Raw genomic sequence first — 13,030 nt, 5'->3', positions numbered from 1 at the left:
TCTGGTGTGTTAAAACTAGCTACGATGATCACGGACAACCGCCATCACTAGGCGCACAAATCCATAAAGCATCAAAAGTAATGCTAGCGACGTCCAAATAATATAAGCACGGCGTGGATAAGTTGCTTCTTCAGCTTGATATGGTGTTGAGATGACAATCAAATTTTTCATCTTTTTAAAGGCTTCTAAACGTGCCTTCTCAAGTGAAGATAACGACAATTTATAGAGCTCAGTAGCGAAATCAACATCTGCCTTGATAGTCTCAAACTGTACCGCTTGACGGTTTAACTTGGTGGTATTCGGTGATGTCAGCTTGGTTTGCTCTTGGTTGATTTGCTCTTCGACTGCTTTAATCTGACTTCTTAATGACACTACTTGCGGTGCGTCTGGGTTCAGATAGCTGAGTAATTGACGCTCTTCGGTACGTAATGAACTTAATTGCGCTTGCAAACTACCAATCAGCTGATTCACAATTTGAGCATTGGATTGTGGATCGTAAATCTCATTTTCGTTTTGATACTTTAATAGCTGCTCTTTGGCATCATTTAGGCGATCTTGTGATTCATCTAACTGTGTCTCAGCAAATACCAGCTGATCACGAGCCACCTCTTGTGAAATACGGTTGACGAACTGCTCAGACTCATTGAGGATCGTTTTATTCAGCTCAAAAGCATACTTTGGATCAAAGGCTTCCGTCGATACTGACAGCACATAGCTTTGCTCGTCCAGATTGATGTGTACACGCTTTTGAAGTACTCAAGTAACTCTTCTTGTGTGGCATCAGGCTCAATCTCATTAAGCGGATCTGAGCCATCGACATGATACGCTTCGCGGAACTTGAACTTATTATCAAGGCGCTTCACCATATCATTGGATAGAATATACTCGGTCAGATAAGTCGCATCTTCTTTACTGGTACTGTTCACACCCAACAAGGCCGACAGTCCACCGCCAGAAGGCACACTGGTATCACTGACTTGTTTGACCACCACATCAGCCGTCGAAATAAACCGCGGATGAGCAATGGTCATGACATAAAATATCACCAATACCCAAGGGAGGACCACCAAGCCAATAAACAGCGAGAAGTCAATTATCTTATTTTTTCGCTTTGTGGACATGCTCTTCATATACCTCAATCGCTTCTGTTGTGTCTTCAAAGACGTGTGCTGTTTGATCCATTAGCACAATACCAATATCACAATTACGCTTAATATCACCGATGTTATGCGATACGATCAAAAACCCTGCTTGTTCACGGCGCGCGGCCAATATCTCTTCACTACGCTTACGAAAAGCCGCATCACCCACAGCGCCTGCTTCATCAAGCATATAATAATCAAAATCGAAGGCCAAGCTTAAGCCAAACGTTAAGCGTGCTTTCATCCCTGAAGAGTAGCTTTTTACCGGCATATCGAAATAGTTTCCGATATCTGCAAACTCTTCCACAAAACGAATTTTTTCGTCAATATAGGGACCGCTTGAATAAAGACGGCAAACAAAGCGGACGTTTTGACGACCCGTCAAACTACCTTGGAAACCGCCGGCTACCCCTACTGGCCAAGAAATCGTCGAGTCGGTAATAATCTCTCCGTGATCAGGCTTATCTAGTCCGCAAATAATACGCAGCAAAGTCGATTTACCCGCCCCGTTACGACCGAGTAAACCCACACTTTTTTTATCACCAATAGTCAGATTTAGATCTTTAAATAGATAATGCCGACCTTGCTTGGTCATAAATGACTTAGAAACATTTTTAATCTCAATCATTCATTTACCTGTCACTACTTTGAACGGATAAGGTCTTTTTCGACCGCTTTATACATCAATAAACCTAAGAAATTGACTGCGACCATCCATTTTAAAAAATACGTTATGTCAATATGATATGCAGGATAAGTAGGAGATAGTGCATTTCTCATTAGTTCAATATTATGGACAAATGGAATATATAATAAATAACTCAGATATGGTTCAGGAATATATGAATAGAATACATAATTCCAGATACAAATATAAAATAGTAAAAATCAAACCAATAATTTTGCTGATTTCACCCCCATAATAGCCAACAACCATCATTATCATAGCTAATCCAAAGCCAAATAAGAATAAAGTTAACCAGCAAAACAAAACCACATTCAAATGTGCAAGACTGATAGGAATACCAATAAAAGCAAGTATGACTAACAGCAGTACAAAGGTAAAAAAGTAAATCACTAGTTCTAAAAATGAGCGGGCAATAATGACGTCAATGTGACGTACTGATCGATACATTAAAAGCCCTTGATTGGCCTCAACTGCTCCTAACGCTCGTGTTGCTATGGTACTCATCATACGAAAAGGCACTAGGCCTGCCACCAGAAATAACATGTAGTCCATTCCTGGCAGCACACGGGTCATAATAGCGCCAAATACTATCAAATAAATAGCAACTTGAAACATTATCTCTAATGGCGCCCATAGATAGCCCAAGCGATAACCACCAAAGCGCGTTTGCAGCTCACGCATCAGCAAAGCATGAAATGCGGCACCCATGACTTTTAGACCACTGCGGTGCTTAATAGGACGATAAGGAGGTAGTTGTACAGACATGGCGTTACAGGACTTTACCGAAAACAGCCCCTATGATAAGTAAGCGGGACATAAGTTACAACAATTAATCTGTACCTAAACAGATAAAGCTATGATTTAGCAAGAAATCAGTAGGTAATTATTATGTTTTATGGGGCGGCTTGAGCCATTCACCATATTCTGGAATAATTTATTTCAGGCAAAAAAAAACCAATCAAATAATGATTGGCATTTTTAATATTGCAGGTATTACTAAAAATGGTGGCGATGAAGAGACTTGAACTCTTGACCTCACGATTATGAGTCATGCGCTCTAACCAGCTGAGCTACATCGCCATTTTAGGATGCACATTTTACCCAAGCTGTTGACTGTCGTCAACCCCTATAAGGGCATTTTTTGCAGAAAATATGAAATTTATTCATATTTTCTGCATTTTTATCACGAACAATAAAAAAGGTTTGGTAAACCGATAAGCCGGGTTCTGTCGTGGACAATCATTCCTCTAGGCGCACAATCGCTCGTACGCTCAAGCAACCTACCCGCATCGAACGCGGGCCGCGCCATGCCGATGCCTATTTGGTCTTGCTACGCGTGGAGTTTACCATGCCGTGAACTGTTGCCAGCCACGCGGTGCGCTCTTACCGCACCCTTTCACCCTTACCGATGACATGAACATCTTGCGATACTCATATAAGCCAAAGGCGGTCTACTCTCTGCTGCACTGGTCGTCAAGTTACCCTGCCCAGCCGTTAGCTGGCACGCTGCCCTATGTAGCCCGGACTTTCCTCCCCTGCATGTCTGTTGCCAGTGTGCAGCGGCGATTGCCTAGTCTACCAAGCGCGCTAGTATAGCAAACATATCGACTAATTGGGAATGAGTTTTCTATTTATTTGCAGACTTGAGATAAAAGCCTATTTTGCGATAGAAAAGAAACCACACTCATAAAGCTTTTAGACGAAATCGACTGGTAAAGACAATGAATAGCTTTTTGATAACGCCTCATAATTGGCTTGATGACTGCCATCTATATACGGTATCTGTAACCAATGCGCTTTGGGGTAATTTGCAGCTAAATAATTTTGTAAAAAATCCATGGTACTATTTGCAATCTCAGCATCTGTCTGAGCAGCATCGTCATGGATATGATTATAAATAACGCTATGTACAGATAATCCACGGGCTTTTATTGCTTCCAAACTCAGTAATGTGTGATTGATACTGCCTAAACGACCAGAAGTGACCAAAACAATCGGATAACCTTGAGCAGCAATATAATCTAAAATTAATAATTGCTCCGTTATTGGTACGAGCAATCCACCAGCACCTTCTAGTAATACCAAGTCATACGTAGCTTGCAATCGTTTGGTGGCACTAGTGATCAGTTTAGGATCTAGCACTTCTCCTGATAATCGAGTCGCTAAGTGCGGTGATGCAGGCTTTTCATAGCGATGAACGCAAGTGGTAAAATCAAGATCACATGGCTGTAGAGGAATAGCCATGAGTTGACGATGCGCTATGATATCGTCAGCAATGCCCATCTCGCCATTGAGTGGATTAATCGCCACGCCCGTTTGCACCAGCTTTTGAGTGATGACGTTGACGCCTTGCTGCATGAGTGCCTTTGCAATCATACCAGTGGCGTAGGTTTTGCCAATGTCGGTATCGATACCGGAGATAAAGAGAACGCTCATTCTTGACCTTTTTACGTTAAATAAGCTTGGCTTAAATACGTGCTCACCACTTTTAATAACGCTTCGCAAAGAGTGACAAGTTCGTATTCGCTAATCACATATGGCGGCATGATATACACCAATTTGCCAAAGGGTCTGACCCAAATACCGTTTTCAATCAATAAAGACTGAAAGGTCGACATATCAACCGCTTCATTTAGCTCAATGACGGCGACTGCACCCAAACAACGTACTTCTGCAACGCCATTTAAACTCGCAACTGGCGCAAGTTGTTGTTTCATTATTGTTTGGATATTTGCTGTACGTGCTTCAATATCATAGGAGAGTATTAAATCAATTGAGGCACAAGCGACGGCACAAGCTAGCGGATTGCCCATAAAGGTCGGACCATGCATAAGGGATGGATAATCACTTTGGCTAATGGTATCGGCAATTTTGCGAGTGCACAAAGTCGCCGCAAAAGTCATATAACCGCCAGTTAATGCTTTACCAATCGTCATGATATCAGGGCTGATACCTGCATGCTCACAAGCGAATAGCTTGCCACTACGCCCAAAACCAGTCGCAATTTCATCGGTAATTAGTACCACTTTGTATTTATCACACAATTTGCGAAGCAATTGTAAATATTGAGGACTATAAAAGCGCATGCCGCCTGCGCCTTGAATAATCGGCTCGATAATAAATCCAGCCAACTTATCGCTATTTTTATCAAAGAAATCCGTTAATTCATCATATTCAGACTGGCTAATATCACGCTCAAAGCCTAGTGGCGGAGCTGGCACAAAATGCTGCATAGGTAACTGTTTACCATACAAGCTGTGCATGCCATTGATAGGGTCGCAGACACTCATCGCATGCCACGTATCACCATAATAGCCAGAATGGGTCGAGGCAAATTGGCACTTTTGCGGACGCTTAGCGGCAATTTGATATTGCAATGCCATTTTTAAAGCCACCTCTACCGCAATGCTGCCGCTATCGGCATAAAATATGGCATCCAGTCCAGCAGGCACAATTGACAGCAGTTTTTTGCCCAAATCTATTGCGGGTTGATGGGTCAAACCACCAAACATGACATGCGCCATTTTACCCAATTGTTCAATCATCGCTGCATTCAGCTTGGGATGATTATAGCCATGGACGCTCGCCCACCACGATGACATACCATCGATCAGACGCGTACCATCTTGCGTGACGATATAAATACCATCAGCGTGATCAATCACAATATTAGGATAAGTCGGCGGTAGACTAGCATAAGGATGCCAGAGATGTTGCTGGTCAAAGTCGTTCGTGATTTCGTAGATAAGAGTGATGTTGTCATATTTTATTGACCAGTAATGCGTTTATATTTTGACAACAAATCACTTTCGGTCTCGACATGATTGGGATCATAAGGGATGCAATCCACAGGGCAAATGACTACGCATTGCGGCTCGTCGAAGTGCCCGACACATTCGGTGCATAAATCAGGGTCAATCACATAAATGTCATCGCCTTCTGAGATGGCTTCGTTTGGGCAGGCAGGCTCACACACATCACAGTTGATGCATTCATCAGTAATTAATAACGCCATAGACTGCTCCTTATATTTACTTATAGCACTTGTATCGTTGGCTTTGACGATTTCGATGCGTTTAAATGTTCGACACATCTTCATTGTCAGCAGGTATTTTGCTATCTAAGATTGAGTTTTTCAGCAAAAGCTTGTGAGACACATGGCGGGACAAATTTAGTCACTTCACCACCGAGTTTGGCGATTTCTCGAATCATCGTCGAAGAGATGAATGAGTAATTCTGCGATGGCGTCAAAAACACCGCTTCAAAGTTTTCATCAAGCTCACGGTTCATATTGGCCAGCTGAAACTCATATTCGAAATCTGACATCGCACGCAGACCTCGTAAGACAGCGGTGGCGTTTTTTTCACGCATAAAGTCAACGAGTAGACCTTCAAAACCCACCACCGATACTTGTGGTAAGTCAGCAAATACTGTCTCGACTAAGGCGACGCGCTCCTCAAAGTTAAATAAAGGCTTTTTGTGATGTCCTGAGGCCACCGCAATAAAGACCTCATCAAACAGTTTGGTGGCGCGTGTGACCAAGTCTACATGACCATTGGTAATAGGATCAAAGGTACCAGGATATAAAATTCTGGTGTGCAGCTTTGAGGGGTTAGCAGAAGTAGAGTGGCTCATAGCGTGGCTAATAGGGTCAGTAATAGTAGGCTATATGCTAGCAAATTTTTCTCAAACTTAATACTTATCGTCGATGCATTTGTAAATAGTTACCGCCTTAACCTCACTTAATGTACTCAGTCTTCTGTTTGCGCTCGATTGCTGTGTGACCACCTTAAATGACTTCGACTATATTGGCTACATTTGTCCTAATAGCCGACTTACATTTTTATTAGAGGCTTTGCTACAATAGGCGGTTCGACTCATCCGTTTTATAAACCAAATAAAGGACAATACCATTTATTGAGTTAGGATGAGGAATCAGTAGGACTAGTCCAGATAAGGACTTTGTATTGTAGCAGTCCTTATGGAAAATTATGTCAAAAAAATCAAAAAAAAAACCAGAGAATCAAATTTGTGCCAATAAAAAAGCTCGACACGAGTATTTTATTGAAGAAACGTTTGAAGCAGGTCTGTCGTTACAAGGTTGGGAAGTAAAAGCCATTCGCGCAGCCAAAATGACATTACGAAGCTTATATTATCTTTCGTAATAATGAGGCATTCTTATTTGGCGCGCATATTCAACCGCTGTCAAGCTCGACGCATGTCAGTCCTGATAGTATCCGTACCCGTAAACTGCTGCTTAATCGCCGCGAAATCGAAAAGTTAATGGGTGCAGTCAACCAAAAAGGCTATGCCTGCGTACCGTTATCCTGCTATTGGAAAAACTCGTTGGTGAAATGTCAAATTGGCTTGGCACTGGGTAAAAAACAACACGACAAACGTAAAACGCTTAAAGACCGTGACTGGGAACGTGATAAGCAGCGTGGTTTCAAGAAGGATTTAGATTAAAGCTATCTTTCAACAGATTGGTTTTAATCTTAAAAAAAACGGACGATTCAGCATAGTGTTGAATCGTCCGTTTTTATTTGTTCAATCAAGCTTACTTATTAATTTTCAAATAGCTGGCGCAATCTTTGTTGTTTGCGATTGTTTATGAGCGCTACGTAATTTGCGCACCCCATGAGCCACTAAAAATGCGATGCCTAACCAAATTAAGCCATAACTATAAATCATCGCTGACTCGAAAGGATTGCCTAGCACTGTCACGGCTAAGATAAACAATAATGCTGGCTCCAAATAGCTCATCATGCCATAGACGTTGACTGGTAGCATCTGACTGGCATCGACATTGGTTTTCATGGCTAATACGCTCATGACGCCTAGTCCCGCCAGCATCAGAATAAAAAAGCCAGAACCACTCACTAAGCTTAAGCTACTTGGCGCAAACAGCAATAAGTAAGCCACAGAAAATGGTGCGAATATCGTCAAATCAACCAAGAGTCCAGTCACCGCGCCAATCCCTTGCATGCGGCGTAAAATATAATATAGCGGGTACGTGCCGCAGACCCAAAGCGTTGCCCAAGAGACACTTTGCGTACGGATAATTTCACTGCCGACCCCTAATGCGGCAAAGCCAACCGCCAACCATTGCAGACGGCTTAACTTTTCGCCAAAAAAGACGCAGCCAAATATAACCATCATCAGTGGGAATAAGAAATACCCCATCGCGGTTTGTACACCTTGCCCATTCACGGGTGCCCACATAAATAACCAAAACTGGCTTAAGAATATCGGTGTGGGCAATAGCAACCACGCCCACTGCTTAACTGTGCCTAGCGCTTTGAGTTTATCGATGTGAAAACCTAAGCGCCCACTGATCAGCAAATATCCCACCAATGCCGCCCACATCGCTAGCATCCGCCAGATAAAAACTTGCGTACCTGATAGCGGCGCCAAAAAGCTGCTGTAAGCATAAAGTACGCCAAATAACAAATTCGACAAGATGGCTAGTATGACGCCCAATATTAATGTGCGTTGCTGTGCGCTACCCGCCGTCCAAATCGCTGGCAATGGCAAGCTTGCGAGCGTATTTGCAAAGACGTTAGATAGCATTGAAGTAGACATAAAAGCACCATAAGTTTAAATAGATATTAGAAAACCAGCTGTGAGCTTTTACTTGTTATGGTTAAGCTTTGGTTGCTAGGCTTTAATTGCTAAGTTTTGATTGTTAAACCTTGATTAATAGCGTCCATTTTACTGAGTGTCGGTGAGATATTATTTCTATAAAAATCTATTTATGAACAAATTTAGCTTTTATGACCTTTAAAAATAAATATTTTCTTAAATTTTGACTTATAGTGATAATAATTATAAAAAATCCAGTGAATGAAATGCTTTCTAAAAGAGAGAACACCATGAGCCAAGTTTTAGATGATATCGATAAAGCGATTTTAAACTTGCTACAGGACGATGCGACCTTGCCATTAAAAACCGTGGCAGAACAAGTGCATGTGTCTATCGCTACTGCTCAGCGCCGTATCCAAGCATTAATCAGCAATGGCGTCATTACCAAGCAAGTTGCTATCGTTGACCCAAACAAGGTTGGTTACGGACTGACCGCGGTGGTGATGATAGAGATGGCGCGCTCAAATACCTCGATGCAACATCGGTTTGAGCGCTTGATGAATGCGCAGCCACAGGTGATGAGCTGTTATGAGGTATCAGGCGATGCGGATTTTATGTTGATGGTCAATGCCAAAAATATGAGCGACTACCATCGATTCACGACTGGTTTGCTCACCTATGAGAATAATGTGCGCAACTTTAAAAGCCAATTTGTGATGAACTTTACTAAAAGTGGGACAAAGATTTTGCTCGATTAATTTGATTATGAAAACTGCTTGGCTGTTTAATTAAAAGTAGATAAGTCGCGGTCAAACAAGGTACGATATCAACGAAAGTTTGGCAGTAAATAATAGATGCCGCACCAGTAGTCCATCGCCTAGTAGACAAGGAAGCCTTACCATGACTAAAAACACCCGTACCATTAGAAAAGAAGAAAGTAATAATCCAGTACTAAAAGGATTAAGCTTTAAAACAGTGATGGCCAGTGCATCGCTTGCGGCATTGCTCGCCAGCTCTGGCTGTGCAACCAGTTCATTATTAGACAGTGACAATCGAGTCAACACAACGACAACTAAACATGTTTTGTCTGAAGATCAAATCGTGGCTTTTGGTCGCCCTGCACAAGCATTACCAAAAATGCCAAATGCGACGATGGTTATCGTTGGCGAAAAAAACAGCTATGTGCTGACCCAAGGTGGGACAGAGATGGTGAATTTACTGACCAATTTGACACCAAAAAATATCCAAGTCGATAATGAGATGAACTTTTATGTGCCCAATAACGATGGCTACTTTCAGGGTGAAATGAAGCTGTCTTATGCCAAACTAAGAGATGAATTTAAACGTTCTGACTATCAGTTCTTTTTGCAAAACAACGGCAAAGAATGTACCTCAGCCAGTGACCAGCGTATCAATGCTCAGCGCTTTTGCTTTAGCGTTCCTGTCAAAGGCGCTATTTATCCGCAAGTGAGTAATCTCAGCTTAATCCAATCCAATTATCGCCCTTTAACTAAGCCTTATACGGTGAGCTTTTATACCCAAAGTCAGCAAAATCAAGTGTCTCGTAGTGGCGCAAATACAGCTCAGAAGCTGGTTTTATTGCCTTTTGCCTTAGCTTTTGACGTTGTCACTTTCCCATTTCAGTTATTAGAGTAGTAAATCCTTACTATAAACGATGATTTGAAATAAAGATGCGCTTAGTTCCTAGAAGCCTTTTTATTCATAGATTACTTAAACTATCAATAACTTATCGTCAATCCTTTGTCATCGTTTATGACATCATGAAGACAATTCATGTTAAAATGAGCGCTTTTAAATGAGCCGTTAATATTTTTAATGAATAACGGCTTTTTTTAGTGCCATTTTTCTAATTAACAGGTCCGCTCATGTCTGCCGATACCATCGCCCGCACCGCCTTTAAACAAGGCACCAAGCCACTTTACGACTACGACAAACACTGGGCGAGCTGCTACGAGCCTGCGCCTTATCTGCCGATGAGCCGTAAAGAAATGGATGATTTGGGCTGGGACGCTTGTGACGTCATCATCATCTCAGGCGATGCCTATGTCGACCATCCAAGCTTTGGCATGGCGATTATCGGCCGCTTATTAGAAGCACAAGGCTTCCGCGTCGGTATCATTGCCCAGCCAGACTGGAAGAGCAAAGATGCCTTTATGGAACTGGGCAAACCTGTCTATGCTTATGGCGTGACCGCAGGCAACATGGACAGCATGATCAACCGCTATACCGCCGATCGCAAGATTCGTAGCGATGATGCGTACTCGCCGGGCAACGTGGCAAATAAACGCCCTGACCGCGCCGCTATCGTCTATAGCCAGCGCTGCCGCGAAGCTTATCCTGATGTGCCAATCATCTTGGGTGGTATCGAAGGCAGCCTACGCCGTATCGCTCATTATGATTACTGGTCGGACAAAGTCCGCCGTAGTATCTTGATGGATGCCCGTGCCGATGTTTTATTGTACGGTAATGCTGAGCGCGCCATCGTCGATGTGGTACATGGTCTGTCAAAAGGCTACAGCTTTGAGCAAATGAGCAAATTGCGCGGTACCTCATATCTATTGACGCCAACGCGCCGCCATTGGCAAGACGATATGACCGAAGTTGCTAGTAATGACGTCGATACCGTGGGCCGTGTTGACCCGATTATCAATCCATATGTGATGACCGAAGACGTGGATCAATGCTCAATCGAGCAAGACAAACCCAGCGATTCACCAGTTGGGCAAGCGCTCTCAGGAATGGCTTCACAGTATCCGGGCTTTGTTTCTGAACCAGTTGCCAATAAAATTCTAAATGCTGAGCAAGTTGACGAAGAAACGCAAGTGGTGCAAATGCGTGGTTTTGACAAGCCAATGACGGCGCGTAAGCATAAAATAAAAATGCCGCCACGTGAAAAGACAGTCATTCGTCTGCCTGATTATGAGCACGTCAAATCTGACCCTGTGTTGTACGCTCATGCCAGCCGTATCTTACATCTTGAGACCAATCCGGGTAATGCCCGTGCCCTCGTGCAACGTCATAGTAGCGGTGCTGGTAACTCACACACCTCCATCGATGTCTGGCTCAATCCGCCACCGATTCCGCTCTCGACCGAAGAGATGGATTATGTGTTTGACTTGCCGTACGCACGTTTGCCGCATCCAAGCTATGGCGATGCACGCATCCCTGCTTATGACATAAATTCTCAGTCAATATCATGCGCGGCTGTTTTGGTGGTTGTACTTTCTGCTCGATCACTGAGCACGAAGGACGCATTATCCAAAACCGCTCGGAAGAATCTATCCTACGAGAAGTCGAAGCGATTCGTGATACCGCACCTAACTACACTGGCGTTATCTCTGACCTTGGCGGGCCAACGGCCAATATGTATCGTCTGAGCTGTAAAGACGAGACCATTGAAAAGAATTGCCGTAAGCCGTCTTGCGTCTATCCTGACGTCTGCGAAAACTTGATTACCGATCATAGTAATTTAACCAAGCTGTATCGCAAAGCCCGTGATATCAAAGGTGTGAAAAAGATTCTTATCGCCTCTGGCTTGCGCTATGACTTGGCGGTGAAAGACCCTGAATACGTCAAAGAATTGGTCAGCCATCATGTCGGTGGTTATCTAAAAATTGCACCTGAACATTCAGAAGAAAACGTCTTATCGAAAATGATGAAGCCGGGCATGGGCAGCTATGATAAATTCAAAGCCATGTTTGAGCAGTACAGCTTCGAGGCCGGTAAAGAGCAATATCTGATTCCTTACTTTATCGCCGCGCATCCGGGCACGAAAGATGAGGATATGATGAACCTTGCGCTGTGGCTAAAAAGCCATGGCTACCGCGCTGACCAAGTACAAGCGTTTTATCCTAGCCCGATGGCGACAGCGACCACCATGTATCATACGCATAAAGATCCACTGCATAAGATCAGCCGTGATGAAGGTGACATGGATATCGTCAAATCTGGTAAACAGCGCAAATTGCATAAAGCGTTCTTGCGCTATCATGATCCAAAAAACTGGGTACTGCTGCGTAAAGCGCTACAAGATATGGGTCGTGGCGATTTGATTGGTAAAAACCGTGGCTGCTTAATCCCGCCGTTCAACGCCAGTTTAGAAGGGCGCGATGCGGCACAAGACAGCTATCAATCGGCGCGTAAAAAGAACAGCCGCCTCGGGAATGATTCGGTGAAGCGTAATAATAATTCGTCAATCAATGGCGCATCGGCTAAAGGCACTGCGGGTCAAAACACGGTCAGCAAAAACACCAAAAAGCGCGTAAGCAAAGGCAATTTCCAAACCCAGCATACGGGTCTGCCACCGCGTAAAACCAAGTAGTTAAAGCTCTGTATCTCAGTGCTAAATGCAGATGCTTAAATGAGTGACGAACACTTATTTAAGCTCATCAAACAAGCGTCTATCGGTCAAAAGATCGATAGGCGCTTTTTTATTTGAAGCAGCTTATTTTTAATAAATGCATAATCAAAGTTTAAATACCAATCAAAACGCGCCAAATGATGCGTTACATTAGTCAGTGATTAAGTAACTTAATGAACACGTAACAAACAATTTCTAACATTCTTCGAGCGCTGTTTTCGTTACCATATGCGCTAT

Annotated in this window: 11 protein-coding genes, 1 tRNA gene, 1 other RNA gene and 2 pseudogenes; 4 read left to right on the top strand and 11 right to left on the bottom strand. The window is 43.2% G+C overall.

The window, feature by feature from the left end; genetic code table 11:
- Positions 1–15: 15 nt before the first annotated feature.
- The 10 genes from G7Y90_RS06200 to coaD all read right to left on the bottom strand — a co-directional run bounded on the left by G7Y90_RS06200 (position 16) and on the right by coaD (position 6,465).
- A complete protein-coding gene (locus tag G7Y90_RS06200; RefSeq protein ID WP_250163679.1) occupies positions 16–711 on the bottom strand; it encodes a KpsE/RkpR family capsule polysaccharide export protein in 696 nt (231 codons plus the stop codon).
- The gene (locus G7Y90_RS06195) at positions 660–1,121 is read right to left on the bottom strand and encodes a hypothetical protein (protein ID WP_250163678.1); all 462 of its coding nucleotides are present in this window, start codon (positions 1,119–1,121) and stop codon (positions 660–662) included. The genes G7Y90_RS06200 and G7Y90_RS06195 overlap by 52 nt, the downstream gene beginning before the upstream one ends.
- A complete protein-coding gene (locus G7Y90_RS06190; protein WP_045453663.1) occupies positions 1,099–1,770 on the bottom strand; it encodes an ABC transporter ATP-binding protein in 672 nt (223 codons plus the stop codon). The genes G7Y90_RS06195 and G7Y90_RS06190 overlap by 23 nt, the downstream gene beginning before the upstream one ends.
- 204 nt (positions 1,771–1,974) lie before the next feature.
- Positions 1,975–2,538: an ABC transporter permease gene (locus G7Y90_RS06185; RefSeq protein ID WP_250163677.1), complete on the bottom strand. Its 564-nt coding sequence runs from the start codon at positions 2,536–2,538 to the stop codon at positions 1,975–1,977.
- Positions 2,539–2,833: 295 nt separating this feature from the next.
- Positions 2,834–2,910 (bottom strand) — tRNA-Met (locus G7Y90_RS06180).
- Between the two features lie 119 nt (positions 2,911–3,029).
- Positions 3,030–3,412, bottom strand: an RNA gene (gene rnpB / locus G7Y90_RS06175) — RNase P RNA component class A.
- Positions 3,413–3,525: 113 nt separating this feature from the next.
- Positions 3,526–4,266 carry a dethiobiotin synthase gene (gene bioD / locus G7Y90_RS06170; RefSeq protein ID WP_238048855.1) on the bottom strand — a complete coding sequence of 247 codons (741 nt, stop codon included), beginning with the start codon at positions 4,264–4,266 and terminating at the stop codon, positions 3,526–3,528.
- Between the two features lie 11 nt (positions 4,267–4,277).
- Positions 4,278–5,567, bottom strand: coding sequence for an adenosylmethionine--8-amino-7-oxononanoate transaminase (bioA, locus tag G7Y90_RS06165; RefSeq protein WP_502937419.1), 1,290 nt, complete (start codon positions 5,565–5,567; stop codon positions 4,278–4,280).
- 29 nt (positions 5,568–5,596) lie between these two features.
- Positions 5,597–5,845, bottom strand: a complete 249-nt coding sequence (locus G7Y90_RS06160) for a YfhL family 4Fe-4S dicluster ferredoxin (protein WP_238048853.1) — start codon at positions 5,843–5,845, stop codon at positions 5,597–5,599.
- 101 nt (positions 5,846–5,946) lie between these two features.
- Positions 5,947–6,465: a pantetheine-phosphate adenylyltransferase gene (coaD, locus tag G7Y90_RS06155; RefSeq protein WP_238048852.1), complete on the bottom strand. Its 519-nt coding sequence runs from the start codon at positions 6,463–6,465 to the stop codon at positions 5,947–5,949.
- A 356-nt stretch (positions 6,466–6,821) separates the two neighbouring features.
- On the opposite strand from coaD, the pseudogene smpB reads away from it, so the two are divergent.
- Positions 6,822–7,296, top strand: a pseudogene (gene smpB, locus G7Y90_RS06150) (SsrA-binding protein SmpB).
- A gap of 105 nt (positions 7,297–7,401) precedes the next feature.
- Here smpB and rarD read toward each other — a convergent pair.
- Positions 7,402–8,412, bottom strand: a complete 1,011-nt coding sequence (rarD, locus tag G7Y90_RS06145; protein WP_250163676.1) for an EamA family transporter RarD — start codon at positions 8,410–8,412, stop codon at positions 7,402–7,404.
- A 290-nt stretch (positions 8,413–8,702) separates the two neighbouring features.
- Between rarD and G7Y90_RS06140 the strand changes: the two genes are divergently transcribed.
- The 3 genes and pseudogenes from G7Y90_RS06140 to G7Y90_RS06130 all read left to right on the top strand — a co-directional run bounded on the left by G7Y90_RS06140 (position 8,703) and on the right by G7Y90_RS06130 (position 12,754).
- Positions 8,703–9,170 (top strand): Lrp/AsnC family transcriptional regulator, encoded by a 468-nt coding sequence (locus G7Y90_RS06140; RefSeq protein ID WP_250163675.1) that lies wholly within the window; start codon positions 8,703–8,705, stop codon positions 9,168–9,170.
- 142 nt (positions 9,171–9,312) lie between these two features.
- On the top strand, positions 9,313–10,068 hold the full coding sequence (locus tag G7Y90_RS06135) for a YidX family protein (protein WP_414707427.1): 756 nt from the start codon (positions 9,313–9,315) through the stop codon (positions 10,066–10,068).
- Between the two features lie 230 nt (positions 10,069–10,298).
- Positions 10,299–12,754 (top strand): annotated as a pseudogene (locus G7Y90_RS06130) (YgiQ family radical SAM protein).
- The last annotated feature ends 276 nt before the right edge of the window (positions 12,755–13,030 follow it).

This window comes from Psychrobacter sp. WY6 (assembly GCF_018448495.1).
Classification (GTDB): domain Bacteria; phylum Pseudomonadota; class Gammaproteobacteria; order Pseudomonadales; family Moraxellaceae; genus Psychrobacter.
The sequence above is the reverse complement of the archived record's forward strand: the minus strand, read 5'-3'. Positions and strand labels throughout refer to the sequence as shown.

Excerpts from the sequence above, each read along its gene's own strand:
- G7Y90_RS06195 (WP_250163678.1), bottom strand. The coding sequence starts at position 1,121 with ATGTCCACAAAGCGAAAAAATAAGATAATTGACTTCTCGCTGTTTATT.
- G7Y90_RS06190 (WP_045453663.1), bottom strand. The coding sequence starts at position 1,770 with ATGATTGAGATTAAAAATGTTTCTAAGTCATTTATGACCAAGCAAGGT.
- G7Y90_RS06185 (WP_250163677.1), bottom strand. The coding sequence starts at position 2,538 with ATGGGTGCCGCATTTCATGCTTTGCTGATGCGTGAGCTGCAAACGCGC.
- bioD (WP_238048855.1), bottom strand. The coding sequence starts at position 4,266 with ATGAGCGTTCTCTTTATCTCCGGTATCGATACCGACATTGGCAAAACC.
- G7Y90_RS06160 (WP_238048853.1), bottom strand. The coding sequence starts at position 5,845 with ATGGCGTTATTAATTACTGATGAATGCATCAACTGTGATGTGTGTGAG.
- coaD (WP_238048852.1), bottom strand. The coding sequence starts at position 6,465 with ATGAGCCACTCTACTTCTGCTAACCCCTCAAAGCTGCACACCAGAATT.
- rarD (WP_250163676.1), bottom strand. The coding sequence starts at position 8,412 with ATGTCTACTTCAATGCTATCTAACGTCTTTGCAAATACGCTCGCAAGC.
- G7Y90_RS06140 (WP_250163675.1), top strand. The coding sequence starts at position 8,703 with ATGAGCCAAGTTTTAGATGATATCGATAAAGCGATTTTAAACTTGCTA.
- G7Y90_RS06135 (WP_414707427.1), top strand. The coding sequence starts at position 9,313 with ATGACTAAAAACACCCGTACCATTAGAAAAGAAGAAAGTAATAATCCA.